This is a genomic window from Micromonospora sp. BRA006-A, from assembly GCF_033433935.1.
Classification (GTDB): Bacteria; Actinomycetota; Actinomycetes; order Mycobacteriales; family Micromonosporaceae; genus Micromonospora; species Micromonospora aurantiaca.
The window spans coordinates 5,354,102-5,370,473 of the sequence record NZ_JANCLW010000001.1 but is presented as its reverse complement, the minus strand read 5'-3'; the positions used below and the strand labels follow the sequence as shown (position 1 = coordinate 5,370,473).

The following is a 16,372-nucleotide window of genomic DNA, read 5'->3' as shown; positions in this document are numbered from 1 at the left end:
GCCGACGGCGGGGACTTCGGTGCCGGGGGCGAACCAGTCGTGCCATTTCGCGGATGCGGCGAAGGATGTGCCGGTGGACAGGGCGACGTGGACGTCGGCGGTGGTGCCGTGGGTGAACACGATCGCGTCGTCGCGTCCGTCGCCGTTGACGTCTCCGGTCAGGGGGGTCTCTCCGGACAGGGCGAACCAGTCGTGCCACTTCACCGACGTCCCCGCGAACGACGAACCCGTCGACGTGGCCACATACGCGTCGGCCAGCGCACCGTGGGTGAACGCGACCACGTCATCCCGGCCGTCACCGGTGAAATCCGTCGGCGAACCACCGAAATAGCGGGGCGCGGGCGGCGGCGGCGTGCCGCAGTTGTCGCTGACCAGGAACCGCTGGTTGTATTGGCCGGGATACGGCGCGAGCGAGACGCCGTTGATCGAGATGACCTGGCCGACACCGTTGTAGAGCTGCTCGTAGTGCACGTGTGCGCCGGAGGAGTTGCCGGTGCTGCCGGTGATCCCGATCTGCTGGCCCTGCTGCACGTAGGCGCCGTCGGGCACCGAGTAGGCGCTGAGGTGGAAATAGTAGGTGGTCCATCCGCCGCCGTGGTCGATGACGATGTAGTTGCCGGCGCCGCTGGGCTGCGAGTAGCGCCGGGCCACTCCGGCGGCGGACGCCATCTGGGGCGTACCGCCTGTGACACCGCCGTCGGCGCGGACGAAGTCCAGCGCCTGCCGCACCTCGGCGTTGTGGTGGCTGTACGTCCACCGCTGCCCGCAGGGGAACGGTGCCTTGAAGTTGGGCGCGGCGAGTGCCGGTGACGGGGTGACCGTCACCGCGGTGAGGATGGCCGCGGCCAGGGTGAGCAGCGCGACGAGGGCCCGCCGGACGGGACGCGTCGGGAATCTGGGCATGCGGTGACTCCTCGTCGGAAGAGGGATGCACTGTCGGAGCGGCGCGTGGGCGCGTCGGGCCAGGGGCCGGTGTCGCCGATGGGCGGGCCCTGACAGTTCGCGTCGGAGAAGGGGCGGCTGGCGCCCCGATCGGCGGGACGGTGGCGCTGAGGAGAAGTGAAACCGCAGACTTCGGAGCCTGTCAATACCCGCCGGGGTGGTGAGTGTTGCCGGAAAACTTCCTTCAGCGTCGCTTCCGCCCGGCCTGGCTGCGCGGCGTGCGGGCCGACCCGCCGCGAAGATTGCTGCCCTGGAGGGAAAGCCGGGCGCAAAGTATTGACAACCGTGGAAGTCTCGAAGTTAACTCGCCAGCAATCGATTTCTCATGCTCCTACGGCCGCTCGGAAGGGACACCGATGAGGCTTCGCATCGGCCGTTGGGCCGGCGCCGCAGCAGCCGCGCTGCTGGCCGTTGCCGTGCCCGCGACCTCGTCCGCCGCCGCGCCGGCCGCCACGTCGGCGCCCGCTCCCGCTCTCGCCGTCGCCGACGACAAGGGCCCGATCGGCTGGGACGCCTACCGCCGGCTCGACCGCCTGCCGGAACTGGCCGCCGGCACCCGTACCCACCAGTTCTCCAGCTTCGGCCGCGACGGCTCCAACGACGACGGCTTCGTCGGCACCTGGTCGTGTCTGCGTCGGAGCGGGGGATGTGTGATCGCCGAGGCGCACGGTCCGGGCGAGGTGCAGTCGATCTGGTTCACCCGCGACGACGGCAACGTCCGCGCCACCGGCTGGATCCGCGTCGAACTCGACGGCGTCGTGGTCGTCCAGGCCGACCTCCAGGATCTGGTGGACGGGCAGCTCGGCAGCCCGTTCGTCGCGCCGCTCGTGAGCAACGCCGACCAGACGTCCGGCGGCGTCACCGTCAAGGTGCCCATGCCCTACCGGGAGTCCATGCGGATCACCACCCAGAACAACCCGCTGTTCCACCACGTCACCTACCGGACCTTCACCGACGCGGCAGGGGTGCCCCGGTTCGATCCGGCCGACCCGGCCACCGACGTGGTCACGCTGCTGCGCGCCGCCGGCACCCGCGACCCGAAGCCCGCACAGGCCGGCGCCTCCACCACGCGCGTCACCGTCACCGCCCCGGCGCAGGGGCAGGTGTCACTGGCCGCCCTGACCGGGCCACGCGCGATCACCGCGCTGCGGCTGCGCGTACCGGACGCCGCGGCCGGGGCGCCGACGCTCAACGGGCTGCGGCTGCGGATGACGTTCGACGGACGTACGACAGTGGACAGCCCGGTCGGCGAGTTCTTCGGCGCCGGGCTGGGCGAGCGCACCGTACGGTCGCTGATGTTCGCCATGGACTCCGCGCCGGGCGGCTGGTACAGCACATGGTGGCCGATGCCGTTCCGCACCGCCGCCGCCGTGACGCTCGTCAACACGACGGGCACCGCAGTCGGCGGCATCGAGGTCGAGGTGACGTCGGCGCCCGGCGCCGAGTGGACGTCCCGGCTCGCCGCCGACGGCAGCGCCGGTTACTTCACCACCCAGTCACGCCGCGCTGAGGCGGTCGGCGGCGCGGACTGGATCATCGCCGACCAGTCCGGCCGGGGCCGGTTCGTCGGCGTCTCGCAGACCATGCGGGGCCACATCATCGGCGGCAATACCCGCAACTACCTGGAGGGCGACGAGCGGGTGCACGTGGACGGCTCGCCCACGCCGCAGATCTACGGCACCGGCACCGAGGACTTCTACGAGTCGGGCTGGTACTTCAACCGCGGCGAGTACAGCGATGTCTTCACCGGCAACACCGCGCACCTGGTCCGCGGCGGCGGATGCGCCGACGAGTGCGACGCCGCCTACCGGCTGATGATCGGCGACGCGGTGGCGTACGGCACCGCGCTGCGCTTCGGCATCGAGCACGGACCGGCCAACGACATGCCCGCCGAGTACGCCTCGACCGCGTTCCTCTACACCCAGCGCACCGTGACCACGCGCCGGACCGACACCGTCGTCACCGGCGACGCCGCCAGCCGCGCCGCGCACGCGTACACCGACTCCGCGGCGACCCAGACCGCGCTCACCGCCGCCTTCGAGGGCGACGACGACAACGTCCCGCAGACCGGCCAGGTCCGTGCCACCACCGCCACGGTCCGCTTCCGGCTGGCGATCGACCCGGCCAACCAGGGGGTACGGCTGCGCCGCCACGGTGACCAGGCCGGTGGCTACCAGCAGGCGGCCGTGTCGGTGGACGGCACACCGGCCGGGGTGTGGCTCCAGCCGCTGGGCAACGACAGGCAGCGCTGGCTGGCCGACGAGTTCGTACTGCCCGCGGCGCTGACGGCGGGCCGGTCGGCGGTGACCGTCCAGCTCACCCCGGCGAGCGGCGCGCCGGCCTGGACCGCCGCCCGATACCTGGCCGACAGCATGATCGCGCCGTTCACCGACACTGTCGCCCCGGCCCCGGTCGCCGGTCTCGCCCTGGCCGGCGGGCGCGTGCACGCGCTGGGCCTGACCTGGTCCCCCTCCGCCGACGACGTCGGCGTGGTCTCCTACCGCGTCTACGCGTCCCGGAACCCGGGGGTGGCGATCACCGCCGCCAACCTGGTCGGCACCACACGTGCCACCATGTTCCGGCACGGTCCGCTGCCGGCCGCGCAGACCCGCTACTACCGGGTCGTTGCCGTCGACGGGTCGGGCAACGCCGCCGCGCCCTCGGCCGAGGTGTCGGCCACCACCCGTACCCGCAACACCAGCGACGCCAACGGCGACCGCCGCGACGACGCCGTCGACTTCACCCGCGGCGCCACCGCCGACGTGTTCACGTCGCTCTCCGACGGCACCCGGTTCGTGCCGGACAGCCGGCCCTGGAACGACTTCTTCGCGGTCGGCGCGGAGGTGCCGCTCACCGGCGACGTCAACGGCGATGGCCGCGCCGACGTCATCACGTTCACCCGTGGCGACAGCGCCGACGTCTACGTCGGGCTCTCCACCGGCTCCGGCTACTCCGCGGGCGTCAAGTGGCACGACTTCTTCGCCGTCGGCGCCGAGATCCCGGCGGTCGGCGACGTCAACGGCGACGGCCGCGCCGACATCATCACCTTCACCCGCGGCGCCGCCGCCGACGTCTACGTGGCGCTCTCCACCGGCTCCGGCTTCGGACCCGGCGTCAAGTGGCACGACCACTTCGCGCTCGGCGACGAGTTCCCGGCGGTGGGCGACGTGGACGGGGACGGGCGGGACGACATCGTGACGTTCACCAGGGGTACGACCGGCGACGTGTTCGTGTCGCTGTCCGACGGCACCCGCTTCGTGGAGGACGGCTGGAAGTGGCACGACAGCTTCGCCGCCGGCGACGAGCTGCCGGCGGTGGGCGACGTGGACGGGGACGGGCGGGACGACATCGTGACGTTCACCAGGGGTACGACCGGCGACGTGTTCGTGTCGCTCTCCGACGGGGGCCGCTTCGTGCAGAGCTCCTGGAAGTGGCACGACCACTTCGCCTTCGGCGACGAGCTGCCCGGGGTGGGGGACTTCAACGGCGACGGCCGGGCCGACGTGGTCGCGTTCACCAGGGGCCTGACCGCCGACGTGTTCGTCTCGCTCTCCACCGGCGGTGGATTCGGGCCACTGGGCAACCGCTGGCACGACCGGTTCGCCCCCGGCACCGACCTGCCCCGCCCGAGCGTGTCGTGATGCGCGCCCGGCGTGCCCTCGCGGCGCTCCTGCTCGGGGTGGCCCTGGTGGCGGTCCCGGCCGGACCGGCAGCGGCCGACGACCCGGTCCGGTTCGAGGCCGAGTCGCTCGCCGTCGTCTCCGCCACCGCGCCGGTCGGCGCGCAGACCGACTGCTGCGGGGTGAGCTGGTCCGGCGGACGGCAACTGTGGTTCCGGGGCGCCCGCGCCGGTGACGCGGTGACGCTCACGCTGCCGTCGGTGCCGGCCGGGCAGTACGACCTCGGCGCGGTCCTCACCCGGGCCGGCGACTACGGCACGCTGCGCTTCGCCGTCGACGGGGTGGCGGTCGGCCAGCTCTTCGACGGGTACGCGGGCGCGGTGCAGCGCACCGGGGCGGTGCCGCTGGGCTCGGTGTCGCTGACGGCCGGCACCCACCGCCTCACCGTCACGGTGACCGGCCGGTCCGCGTCCTCCACCGGCTTCTTCGCCGGGCTGGACACGGTGACGCTGCGTCGCGTCGGCCCGCTCGCGGCGGTCACCACCACGCCGTACGAGACGCTCGGTGAGACACCGGCGCGGGGCGCGTCCACACGCGTCTACGATCCGAGCGCCGGGGAGTCGACGACCTGGTACTACAACGACCACACGCTGGTGCGGCACGAGCAGACCGGCGTGTGGCACCTGTTCGGCATCACCCACGCCGAACCCGGTGCGCCGCAGGACGAGAAGGTCTTCGGGCACGCCACCGCGCCCACCCCGACCGGCCCGTGGACGAAACGGCCGGTGGCGCTGGCCGCCGACCCCGGGGCCGGGGAGCAGTGGATCTGGGCCCCGCACGTCGTCCACCACAACGGCGTCTACCACATGTTCTACGCGGCCGGGAACCCGGACTACGCCCGGTACCGCATGCACCTGGCCACCTCGACCGACCTGTTCACCTGGACCCGAAGCTCCGCCAACCCGCTGTTCATCGACGGGTGGGAGGGCCGCGACCCGATGGTGACCCGGGTCGGCGACCGCTGGGTCATGTACTACACGGCCACGTCGAGCCCGTCCGGCGGCAACCATGTCGTGGCGTACCGGACCAGCACCGACCTGCGCTCGTGGAGCGGCCGCGCGATCGCGTACACCTCGCCGCACACCGGCCGGGCGGGCGGGCAGACGGAGTCGCCGTTCGTGGTGCGCCGGGGGGAGTGGTGGTACCTGTTCGTCTGCTGCGACGGCACCGACTACGGCGCCGCGTACCGGCGCACGGCCGTCTACCGCAGCCGCGACCCGCTGCGCTTCGACGGCGCGGAGAAGGTGACGGTGCTGGACGCGCACGCCGCCGAGGTCGTGGTGGACGGCTCGAACTGGTACCTGACCCACGCCGGCTGGGGTCAGGGCGGGCTCTGGCTGGCGCCGCTGACCTGGTCGACCGGCGTGGTGGCGCGCGGCTGGACGGTGACCACCGGTTTCCTGCGCGCCGACGTGCGCACCTGGCCCAGCGCCCGGATCGCCGAGCTGGCCGTCGACCCGGCCGGGGCCGGCAATCACCGTCCCGCGCTCGACTCGTCGCACCGGGGCACCGGGCCGTACCTCGCCGTCGGCCGGTTCGACGTGACCGACCGGGCCGGGGCGCCGGCCCGGGTCGACGTGTCCGCCGACGGCTCCCGGATCAACCTGGTCGGCATCCCGTTCGGCGACGAGCCGGTCACCGCCGACTGGCTGCTCACCGTGACGCCCCGGTGGACCGGCCCCGGGTTGCAGAGCGACGTCACCTGGTCGGTGAACGGGTGGCCGACCGCCGCGGTGTGGGAGGTGGCGTTCAACATCGACGGCGCGTCGCCGCTGGTCGGCGACCCGGCGGTGGAGGCGCGGCCGACAGGTGACGTCACCGGCATGCCCCGCTGGACGATGAGCACCGGCGACGGGCTCTCGGTGGTCGCGGCGCACCGGTGGGGGTCGGCCTGGCGCGGCGACAACACCTGGTACGACGCCGGCCACGCGATGGCGGCCTGGCAGCCGCTGTGGCGCTCCGGCGGCCTGTCCTGGGCGCCGGGCCAGTACGCGGGCGGCACCTGGCGTCTGACCGCGAGCGGGGTCCGGCGGGACGTGCAGTTCGCCGACGCCGCGCACACCGCGATCAACGCGATCCCGTGACCGGCGTGGACACCCGCGACGCGCCCGGCCCTAGCGGCCGGGTGGTGGTCGCGGCAACCGGAGTGGCCAAGCGGTTCGGCGGCGTGACGGCCCTCGACGGCGTCGACTTCGACGTACGGGGGGGCGAGGTGCACGCGCTGCTGGGCGAGAACGGCGCGGGCAAGTCCACCCTGATCAACATCCTCTCCGGCGTGATCACCGACTACGACGGAGAAGTCGCAGTCGACGGGACGCCGGTACAGTTCACCGGCCCGGCCGCCGCCCAGGCCGCCGGGATCGCGACCATCCACCAGGAACTCGACCTGGTGCCCGCCCTCTCGGTGGCCGACAACCTCGTGCTCGGGCGGGAGCCCCGGACCCGGCTGCGCACAGTCGACCGGCGGGCCGCGGGCCGCACCGCGCGCGAGCACCTGGACCGGCTCGGCGCAGACATCGACCCGCGCCGCCCGGTGGGCTCGCTGCGCGTCGGCGAGCAGCAACTCGTCGAGATCGCCAAGGCGCTCGCCCTGGACGCCCGCGTACTCGTCATGGACGAGCCGACGGCCGCGCTCGCCGACGGGGATGTACGGCGGCTGTTCACCACAATCGGCGGCCTGCGCCGCCGGGGCGTCGGCGTCGTCTACATCTCCCACCGGATGGAGGAGATCGAGGTCGTCGCGGACCGCGCGACGGTGCTGCGCAACGGTTCCGTCGCCGGTGTCGTACCGGCCGGCCGGATGGACCGGCGGCGGATCGTGGCGATGATGGTCGGCGGCCGGGCCGCGTCGCTGTTCGAGCCCGCCCCGGCGGAAACGGCCGGCGCTCCCGGCCCGCCGCCCGGATCCGCCGGCGGCGGCCCGCTGCTGCGTGTCACCGACCTGGCCGTGCGGCCCCGGACGCCCCGGCTCGGCCGCTGCGAGCCGGACGGCGTCAGCCTGACCGTGCGGGCCGGCGAGATCGTCGGCCTGGCCGGGCTGATGGGCGCGGGACGTACCGAACTGCTGGAGACCCTGTTCGGCGCCGGGTCCGCGGGTCGCCGCACCGGCGCGGTGCTGCTGGCCGGCCGCCCGTACGCGCCGCGCCGCCCCCGCGCGGCACTGCGGGCCGGCGTCGGCTTCGTCCCGGAGGACCGGCGCCGCTCCGCGCTCGTCCTGGACCACCCGGTCGGCCGGAGCATCGTGCTGGCCGCCCTGTCCAGGCTGACCACGGCCGGGATCGTCAGCCGACGCCGGGAACGGGCGGCCGTCGCGCGGTCGGTCACCGACCTGGCGATCAAGACGGCGTCGGCGGCCACGCCGGTCGGCGCGCTCTCCGGTGGCAACCAGCAGAAGGTGGTCTTCGCCCGGCACCTGCTCACCGAGCCGCGGCTGCTCCTGCTGGACGAGCCGACCCGCGGCGTCGACATCGGGGCGAAGGCGGAGATCTACCGGCTGCTGCGCCGGCTCGCCGGCGACGGCATGGGCATCCTGCTCGCCTCCTCGGAACTGCCCGAGCTGCTCGGCGTCTGCGACCGGGTGGTGGTGCTGCGCCGTGGCCGGGCCGTGGCCGACCTCGCCACCGGCGGCTGCACCGGCGAGGACATCCTCGCGGCGGCGATGGGCGGCCCGGCCGCCGGAAGGGACGACCGATGACCGACACCCAAGTGCCGCCGCCCGAGCCGGCCGTGACCGGGGCGCCGCCCGCCGCCGGTACGGCCGGACTGCGCGGCGCGACGGCCCACTGGCTGCGTCGGCCGCGCAGCCGCCGGGAACTCGCCGACCGGCTCTTCGCGGTGCAGAGTCTCTTCGCGCTGCTCGTGATCTTCGTCGTGGCGATCCTCGCCTCACCGCGCCGCGACGGCGAGATCCTCTTCCTCACCGCCGGCAACCTGGGGAACATCGTCCGCGCGGTGTCGGAGATCGGCATCATCGCGATCGGGATGACGTTCGTCGTCCTGCTGGGCGGCATCGACCTGTCGGTCGGGGCGATCCTCGGCCTGTCGGCCGTCGGCACCGCGACGCTCATGGTCGACTCCGGACTCGGCATCCTGCCCGCCGTCGCCGCCGTGCTCGCGATCGGCGTGCTGTTCGGCGCGCTCCAGGGGTACGCCGTGGCCCGCCTCGGCATCCAGTCGTTCATCGTGACACTGGCCGGTCTCCAGGTCGCCCGGGGCATCGCCCGGATCTGGTCCGGCGGCCTCGGCATCCCGATCGCCTACGGCGACGGACCCCAGGAGGCGCCGCCCGCCTTCGAACTGCTGAACGGCTCGATAAACGGCGTGCTCCCGGTGCCGGCGGTGCTGTTCGTCCTGATCGGGGTGGCCGCTGTGGTGGTGCTGCGGACGACGGCGTTCGCCCGGCACGTCTGCGCGATCGGCGGCAACGAGAAGGCGGCCCGGCTCTCCGGTGTGCCGGTGACGCGGGTCAAGGTCGCCGTGTTCGCCGTCGCCGGCCTCCTGGCGGCGGTGGCCGGAGTGGTGCACGCGGGACAGCTCAACCAGGGCAGCCCGAACGACGGCGCCGGATACGAGCTGGACGCGATCGCCGCTGTCGTCATCGGCGGCACCAGCCTGGCCGGCGGCTCCGGCTCGATGGGCGGCACCCTGGCCGGCGCGCTGCTGCTCGGCATCCTCAACAACATCCTCGCGCTCAACAACATCGACGCCAACGTCCAGCTGCTGATCAAAGGACTGGTGATCGTGCTCGCGGCGGCGCTGCAGAAGCTGCGCCGCGGCATCGCCTGACCGAACCGACTCCGAGGAGCCACCCGATGGACAAGCGAACCACACTGCTCGCGCTGCTGGTCACCGGCGCGCTGGCGATCACGACGGGGTGCAGCGTCGAGAAGCCGTCCGACGACGCCGGGCGGGCCCGCGCCTGCGGCGCCGGCAAGGACTTCCTGATCGGCATGTCCCAGGCCAACAACGCCGAGCCGTACCGGCAGGTGATGAACAACGACGTGCAGACGGCGGCGAAGTCGGTGCCCGGCTTCCGCGTCGTGGTCTCCGACGCCGCCCAGGACAACAGCAAGCAGGTCGCCGACGTGGAGAACTTCCTCACCCAGAAGATCAACCTGCTGATCATCTCGCCGAACGAGGCCAAGCCGCTCACCGCTGTGGTGAAGAAGGCGTACGACCAGGGCGTGCCGGTGATCGTGCTGGACCGCAAGGTCGAGGGGGAGGCGTACACCGCGTTCATCGGTGGCGACAACGTGGCGATCGGCAAGGCGGCCGGCGAGTTCTACGCCACGACGCTGCTGCCCGACGGCGGCAAGGTGATCGAGATCGCCGGGCTGCCCGGCTCGACCCCCGCCGCCGAGCGCGCGCAGGGCTTCCGCGACGGCATCGCCGCCAACCCGAAGATCCAGATCGTCGCCTCCCAGCCCGGCGACTGGCTGCGGGAGAAGGGACAGTCGGTGGCGGACGCGCTGATCAAGGCCCACCCGGACGTGTCCGCGATCTACGCGCACAACGACCCGATGGCCGAGGGCGCCTACCTCGCCGCGAAGTCGGCGGGCAAGGCGCAGCGGATCAAGTTCACCGGCATCGACGCGCTGCCGGTGCCCTCCGGCGGGATCAAGGCCGTCGAGCAGGGCCGCCTCGCCGCCACGTTCCAGTACGCCACCGGCGGCCGGGAGGCGGTCGAGCTGGCCCGGAAGATCCTCGTCGACTGCGCCGAGGACGTCCCGCGTACCACCACGCTGGGCACCATGCGGATCACCAGGGAGAACGCCGCCGAGGCGTACGCGAAGCTCGGCGGCCTCTGAGCGCGGGGGCCGGGATGCGCAGCGCGAGCGTGCGGCGGGCGGCGCCGGTGGTGCTCGGCGTGGACATTGGCACGTCGAGCAGCAAGGGGGTTCTCGTCGACCCCGACGGGCGGTTGGTCCGGGCCCGGGTCCTGGAGCACCGGGTCGACCGGCCCGGCCCTGGCCGGGCCGAGATGGACGGCCGGATCTGGTGGCGGGAGTTCGTCGCCCTCAGCCGGGATCTGCTGGCTCCGGGTGACGTCCGGGTGTGCGCGGTCGGGGTGAGCGGCATGGGTCCGTGCGTGCTGCTCACCGACGCCGGCGGCACTCCACTGCGCCCGGCCGTCCTCTACGGCGTGGATACCCGCGCCGGGGAGCAGATCGAGCGGATGAACGAGCGGTTCGGCGCCGACGAGATCATCCAGCGGTGCGGGTCGGTGCTGTCCAGCCAGGCGGCGGGCCCGAAGATCGCGTGGGTGGCCGACACCGAACCGGAACTGTTCGCCCGTGCCCGCCGGCTGTTCATGCCCAGTTCGTGGCTGGCCTACCGGCTCACCGGTCGCTACCTGCTCGATCACCACTCGGCAAGCCAGTGCACGCCGTTCTACGACACCGAGGCCCAGGACTGGTACCGGCCGTGGATCGACCCGTTCGCACCCGGACTGGAGCTTCCGCCACTGTGCTGGCCCGGCGACGTGGCCGGTGAGGTGACGGCCGGGGCCGCCGCCGAGACCGGCCTGCCGGAGGGCGTTCCGGTGGTGGCGGGCACGATTGACGCCTGGTCGGAGGCGTTGAGCGTGGGTGCGCAGGGCGTGGGCGACCTGATGCTCATGTACGGCACCACCATGTTCCTCGTGCACACCGTGCCGCACCGGCTGACCAGCCCGTCGCTGTGGGGCACCGTCGGCGCGCTGCCGGGCACCCGCAACCTGGCCGGCGGGATGGCGACCTCCGGCGCGATCACCGGCTGGCTACGCGACCTGGTGGCGGGCACCGACCACACCGAGCTGCTCCGCCTCGCCGAACGCTCCGGCGCCGGTGCCCGCGGGTTGCTGATGCTGCCGTTCTTCGCCGGGGAACGCACGCCGATCCTCGATCCCCGGGCCCGCGGCCTGATCGCCGGTCTCACCCTCTCGCACGGCCCCGGCGACATCTACCGGGCGGCGCTGGAGGCGACCGGGCTGGCGGTACGGCACAACATCGAGACGATCGAGGCGGCTGGCGGCGACATCCGCCGGATCGTCGCGGTCGGCGGCGGCACCCGGGGCGGGCTCTGGACCCAGATCGTCTCCGACATCACCGGCCGGGAACAGCAGATCCCGGCGCAGACCATCGGCGCCAGCTACGGCGGCGCCTTCCTGGCCGCCCGGACCGTGATGGACGTCTCGATCGAGACGTGGAACCCGATCGCCGGGGTGCGGCGGCCACGACCCGAACCCGCCGCCGACTACGACGAGCTGTACCGGCTCTACCGCGAGCTGTACGCCGGTAGCCGATCTGTGGTTCACGCCCTTGCGGCCCGGCAGGAACGCCTGCCGGACGCGTTCCGCTCCACCCACCGTCCGCCCGCCGAGGGAGCTGCCCCGTGACCCGTTACACACTGCCCGTGCCGGTCGAGCGCCCGGCCGCCCCGCCCCGCACCGTCTACACAGTCGCCAGCGGTGACCTGCGGCTGAGCGCGAACGTCACCTGCTGGCCCACCCAGCGGCAGCTCGAAGCCGACCTCACCGCCGCGGTCACCGCGCTCGGCTGGCACGTCCGGCGCGGTCACGACGTCGACCCGGGCAAAGGACACGGCTTCATCGACAGCCAGCGCGCCGGGATCGAGGTCTTCCGGAGCATCCCGGCCGACGTGCCGCTCGTCGTGGTGGAGGCGGTCTGGCAGTACAGCCACCACGTGCTGGCCGGGCTGCGCGCCCACCGCGGGCCGATCCTGCTGGTGGCGAACTGGAGCGGCGAGTACCCCGGCCTGGTGGGCCTGCTCAACCTCGCCGGCAGCCTCACCAAGGCGGGCGTGCGGTACTCGACGCTGTGGAGCGAGGACTTCACCGACGAGTGGGCGCGCGACGGCCTGAAGAAGTGGCTGGAGACCGGCCGGGTGACGCACGACGAGAGCCACGTACGCCCGCTGCCTGTGCTGCGGCCGGACGAGGAGGTCGAACTCGGCGTGGCGCTGGCCCGGCAGCTCGTCTCCGAGCGGGCCGTCATCGGCGTCTTCGACGAGGGCTGCATGGGCATGTACAACGCCATCATCGACGACGAGCTGCTCAACCCGCTCGGCGTCTTCAAGGAACGCCTGTCGCAGAGCGCGCTGGTGGCGGAGATGGCGCGGGTGCGCGACACCGAGGCGCGGGCGGTGCTGGCCTGGCTGGAGGCGGCCGGGATGACGTTCCACACCGGCACCGACGAGGCCACCGAGCTGACGTACGCCCAACTGCTCAGCCAGTGCCGCATGTACGTCGCCGCGCTGCGCATCGCCGACGACTTCGGCCTGGACGCCGTCGGGATCCAGTACCAGCAGGGGCTCAAGGACACCGTGCCGGCCAGCGACCTGGCCGAGGGGCTGCTGAACAACATCGAACGCCCCCCGGTGACCAGCCGGGACGGCTCCCGGGAGCTGTACCCGGGCGTCGCGCTGCCGCACTTCAACGAGGTCGACGAGGGCGTCGCCGTGGACTCGCTGGTCACCAACCGGATCTGGACCGCGATGGGCCTGGACCCGGCGACGACGCTGCACGACATCCGCTGGGGGCAGCAGTACGGCGAGCACTTCGTCTGGGTCTTCGAGATCTCCGGTGCGGTGCCCGCGTCGCACAACGGCGGCTACGACAGGTCATACAGCATGCGTCAGCCGCCGATGTACTTCCCGCTCGGCGGCGGCACGCTCAGCGGCGTGTCGAAGCCGGGGGAGATCGTCTGGTCGCGCGTGTTCGTGATGGACGGCGGCCTGCACGTCGACCTCGGGCGCGGCACGGTGGTGGCGCTGCCCGAGGCGGAGACCCGGCGGCGGCTGGACGCCACCACACCGCAATGGCCGATCATGCACGCCGTGTTGCACGGCGTGGGCCGCGACCAGTTGATGGCCCGGCACAAGGCCAACCACGTCAACGTGGTCTACGCGCCAGACGCCGGCACCGCCGACCGCGCGCTACGGGTCAAGGCCGCCCTCTTCGCCGAGCTGGGCGTACGGGTGCACCTGTGCGGGGACGTCACGATCTGAGCGAGCCGGCGGCAGTGCCGCGCGACCGGGCACGGCCCACCGCGTGGCCCTGCCGGCCGGCCGACGGTGCCGAGCTGTCGCGTACCCGCAGCTCGGTGTGGAGCACCACTGTCGAGGGTGCCTTGGCCGGGTCGGCAATCCGCTCGACCAGCAGCGTGGCCGCGGTGCGCCCCAGGTCGTAGGTGGGCTGCGCGACGGTGCTCAGCGAGGGCCGGACCAGGTGCGCCCAGGGGATGTCGTCGAACCCGACGATGCCGAACGGGTCGGGCACGCCGATGCCGTTGTCCACGAGGCACTCGAGGGCGCCCACGGTCATCAGGTTGTTCGCCGCGAACACCGCGTCCGGCGGCTCGGCGGTCTCCAGCAGGGAGGCCATCGCGCGGTAGCCGCCCTCCTCGCGGAAGTCCGCGTACCGGATCAGGTCCTCGGTGGTCTGGCGTCCGCTCGCCTTCAGCGCCCGCTGGTAGCCCCGCAGCCGCTGCATGGCGGTGGAGATCCGGCGTGGGCCGGTGATGCAGGCGATCCGCCGGTAGCCGCTGCCCACCAGATGGGCGGTCGCCTGCTCGGCGCCGTGGGTGTTGTCCACCAGCACGGTGTCCACCTCGACGCCGCGTGGTTGCCTGTCGATCGCCACGACCGGGATGCGGGCCTGCACCAGGCGGCTGATCAGGGCCGGCCGCCCGGACGAGGAGATGATCACCCCGGCCATCCGCTCGGCCAGGGCCGCCGCCACGTAGCGGGCCTCCTTCTCCGGATCCTCGTCGCCGTTGCAGAGCACGACCGAGAAGCCGGCCTCCTGCGCGACGTCCTCGACACCGCGCACCATCGAGGTGAAGAACGGGTTCCCGATGTCGGAGATGATGACCGCCCAGAGGCTGGTCCGGCTGCGGCGCAGGCTGCGCGCGACGGCGTTCGGGCGGTAGTCGAGGTCCTGCGCGGCCTGCCGTACCCGGGCGGCCATGTCCGGGTCGACCGAGGCACGCCCGTTGAGGACGCGGGAGACGGTCGCCGGCGACACTCCCGCGCGACGCGCCACGTCGTAGATGGTCGTCATCGCGCTCCCGTCGTCGTCGCCCGGGCGCTCCGGCCCGGCCCCCGTCGGATGGTGACGTACCGGAGTGAGACCGCCACCGCGGGAGATCGCACGGAATCCTATACCCGTCCAGCAATCGATTTCCGACCGGGTCGATCGCGTCCCGCCGCCGCTATTGACATCGATGTGGGTGACTACGAGACTCGTCAGCAATCGATTTCTCGCCCGGTGCCGCTGGTCACCCCCACCCCCGAGGAGCACGGTGAGACGAAATCTGCTGGCGATGCTTGTCGCGCTCTGCACCGTCACGGCGGCCGGCGCGCCGGCCGCCGCCGTACCGATCGGCACGCTCGCCTGCCCGTCCGTCCCGGCCACCCACGACCCCGCCGTCACCGTGATCGTCTACCGGGTGGCCCGGTCGTACAACGTCAACGACAAGGTCATGCTCTCCACCTTCGAGGCGGGCTGGGTCGAGTCCCACATGAACAACCTGCCCTGCGGCGACAAGTCCAGCCTGGGCGTGTTCCAGCAGCGCTGGGACTACGGCTGGGGCACGCCGGAGCAGATCATGGACCCGGTCTACGCCACCACGCAGTACGTCACGCGTGCGATCACCTGCGACCGCAACAACCCCGGCTACACGGCGGGCCAGGTCGCCCAGTGCGTCCAGCGATCGGGCTTCCCCGACCGGTACGACCAGGTGGCGGGGACCGCGCGCACGCTGCTCAACCAGGCGGCGCGTACCCACGGCATGGCAGGCGGCTCGTCGACGGACGTGAACGGTGACGGCCGCGACGACATCCTCACCTTCACCCAGAACGCCTCCGCCGACGTGTACGCGAGCACGTCGACCGGAACCGGCTTCGCCGGAACGTCGGTGAAGTGGAACGACTTCTTCTCCATCGGCGGGGAGACCGCGTCGACGGGCGACGTCAACGGTGACGGCCGCGACGACATCGTCACGTTCGCGCACGGCAACACCGGCGACGTGTACGTGGCGCTGTCGAACGGGTCGGCGTTCACGTCGCCGGGCCGGTGGCACGACTGGTTCGCCCCCGGTGCGGAGATCGCCGCCGTCGGTGACGTCAACGGCGACGGCAGGGACGACATCGTCGCGTTCACGCACAACGCGACGGCGGACGTCTACGTGGCGCTGTCAACCGGGTCGTCGTTCTCGGGCACGGCGGTGAAGTGGCACGACTACTTCTCCATCGCCGGGGAGTTCCCCGCCCTGGGCGACGTCAACGGCGACGGCAAGGACGACATCATCACCTTCACCCAGGGCCCCGCGTCAGCGGCGGACGTGATCGTGTCGCTGTCCACCGGCACGTCGTTCGGGGCGCCGCAGAAGTGGCACGACCTGTTCGCCGTGGGTGCCGAGCAGCCGCGGGTGGGGGACGTCAACGGCGACGGCAAGGACGACGTCGTCACGTTCACCTGCAACGCCGACGCCGACGTCTACGTCGCCACCTCCACCGGCACCGGCTTCGCCGGCACCACCGTCAAGTGGCACGACTTCTTCTGCCTGCCGGGCGAGTTCCCCTACCTGGGCGACGCGAACGGCGACGGCAAGGACGACCTCATCGTCTTCACCAAGGGCGCCACGAACGACGTCTACGTCGCCCTGTCCACCGGCACCACCTTCGGTGCCAGCAGCAAGTGGCACGACTACTTCGGGCTCACCGGTGAGGTGACGCTGTGACACCAGGAT

General features: G+C 72.6%; 10 protein-coding genes. 8 read left to right on the top strand and 2 right to left on the bottom strand.

Annotated elements, in window-relative coordinates; genetic code table 11:
• Nucleotides 1-903 (bottom strand): VCBS repeat domain-containing M23 family metallopeptidase (locus NMK34_RS24390; RefSeq protein WP_318335366.1); only part of this gene is annotated, 903 nt, incomplete at its 3' end.
• A gap of 395 nt (nucleotides 904-1,298) precedes the next feature.
• Between NMK34_RS24390 and NMK34_RS24385 the strand changes: the two genes are divergently transcribed.
• The 7 genes from NMK34_RS24385 to NMK34_RS24355 are packed head-to-tail and all read left to right on the top strand — an operon-like array spanning nucleotide 1,299 to nucleotide 13,628.
• Entirely contained in the window at nucleotides 1,299-4,583 is a 3,285-nt protein-coding gene (locus NMK34_RS24385) for a DUF2961 domain-containing protein (protein ID WP_318335365.1), read from the top strand.
• Entirely contained in the window at nucleotides 4,583-6,706 is a 2,124-nt protein-coding gene (locus NMK34_RS24380) for a family 43 glycosylhydrolase (RefSeq protein WP_114920803.1), read from the top strand. Before NMK34_RS24385 ends, NMK34_RS24380 begins: the two co-directional genes overlap by 1 nt.
• Complete coding sequence (locus NMK34_RS24375) at nucleotides 6,703-8,316, top strand: sugar ABC transporter ATP-binding protein (RefSeq protein WP_318335364.1); 1,614 nt, start codon at nucleotides 6,703-6,705, stop codon at nucleotides 8,314-8,316. Before NMK34_RS24380 ends, NMK34_RS24375 begins: the two co-directional genes overlap by 4 nt.
• On the top strand, nucleotides 8,313-9,407 hold the full coding sequence (locus NMK34_RS24370; RefSeq protein ID WP_318335363.1) for an ABC transporter permease: 1,095 nt from the start codon (nucleotides 8,313-8,315) through the stop codon (nucleotides 9,405-9,407). Before NMK34_RS24375 ends, NMK34_RS24370 begins: the two co-directional genes overlap by 4 nt.
• Before the next feature lie 26 nt (nucleotides 9,408-9,433).
• Nucleotides 9,434-10,429 carry a substrate-binding domain-containing protein gene (locus NMK34_RS24365; protein WP_013476121.1) on the top strand — a complete coding sequence of 332 codons (996 nt, stop codon included), beginning with the start codon at nucleotides 9,434-9,436 and terminating at the stop codon, nucleotides 10,427-10,429.
• A 14-nt stretch (nucleotides 10,430-10,443) separates the two neighbouring features.
• On the top strand, nucleotides 10,444-11,997 hold the full coding sequence (locus NMK34_RS24360; protein WP_318335362.1) for an FGGY-family carbohydrate kinase: 1,554 nt from the start codon (nucleotides 10,444-10,446) through the stop codon (nucleotides 11,995-11,997).
• Nucleotides 11,994-13,628, top strand: coding sequence for a fucose isomerase (locus NMK34_RS24355; protein WP_013476123.1), 1,635 nt, complete (start codon nucleotides 11,994-11,996; stop codon nucleotides 13,626-13,628). The genes NMK34_RS24360 and NMK34_RS24355 overlap by 4 nt, the downstream gene beginning before the upstream one ends.
• Here the strand turns inward: NMK34_RS24355 and NMK34_RS24350 are convergent.
• Nucleotides 13,618-14,682: a LacI family DNA-binding transcriptional regulator gene (locus tag NMK34_RS24350; RefSeq protein WP_013476124.1), complete on the bottom strand. Its 1,065-nt coding sequence runs from the start codon at nucleotides 14,680-14,682 to the stop codon at nucleotides 13,618-13,620. The two genes, NMK34_RS24355 and NMK34_RS24350, sit on opposite strands and share 11 nt — an antisense overlap.
• Before the next feature lie 241 nt (nucleotides 14,683-14,923).
• On the opposite strand from NMK34_RS24350, the gene NMK34_RS24345 reads away from it, so the two are divergent.
• The gene (locus NMK34_RS24345; RefSeq protein WP_145824233.1) at nucleotides 14,924-16,363 is read left to right on the top strand and encodes an FG-GAP repeat domain-containing protein; all 1,440 of its coding nucleotides are present in this window, start codon (nucleotides 14,924-14,926) and stop codon (nucleotides 16,361-16,363) included.
• The last annotated feature ends 9 nt before the right edge of the window (nucleotides 16,364-16,372 follow it).

Excerpts from the sequence above, each read along its gene's own strand:
- NMK34_RS24385 (WP_318335365.1), top strand. The coding sequence starts at position 1,299 with ATGAGGCTTCGCATCGGCCGTTGGGCCGGCGCCGCAGCAGCCGCGCTG.
- NMK34_RS24380 (WP_114920803.1), top strand. The coding sequence starts at position 4,583 with ATGCGCGCCCGGCGTGCCCTCGCGGCGCTCCTGCTCGGGGTGGCCCTG.
- NMK34_RS24370 (WP_318335363.1), top strand. The coding sequence starts at position 8,313 with ATGACCGACACCCAAGTGCCGCCGCCCGAGCCGGCCGTGACCGGGGCG.
- NMK34_RS24365 (WP_013476121.1), top strand. The coding sequence starts at position 9,434 with ATGGACAAGCGAACCACACTGCTCGCGCTGCTGGTCACCGGCGCGCTG.
- NMK34_RS24360 (WP_318335362.1), top strand. The coding sequence starts at position 10,444 with ATGCGCAGCGCGAGCGTGCGGCGGGCGGCGCCGGTGGTGCTCGGCGTG.
- NMK34_RS24350 (WP_013476124.1), bottom strand. The coding sequence starts at position 14,682 with ATGACGACCATCTACGACGTGGCGCGTCGCGCGGGAGTGTCGCCGGCG.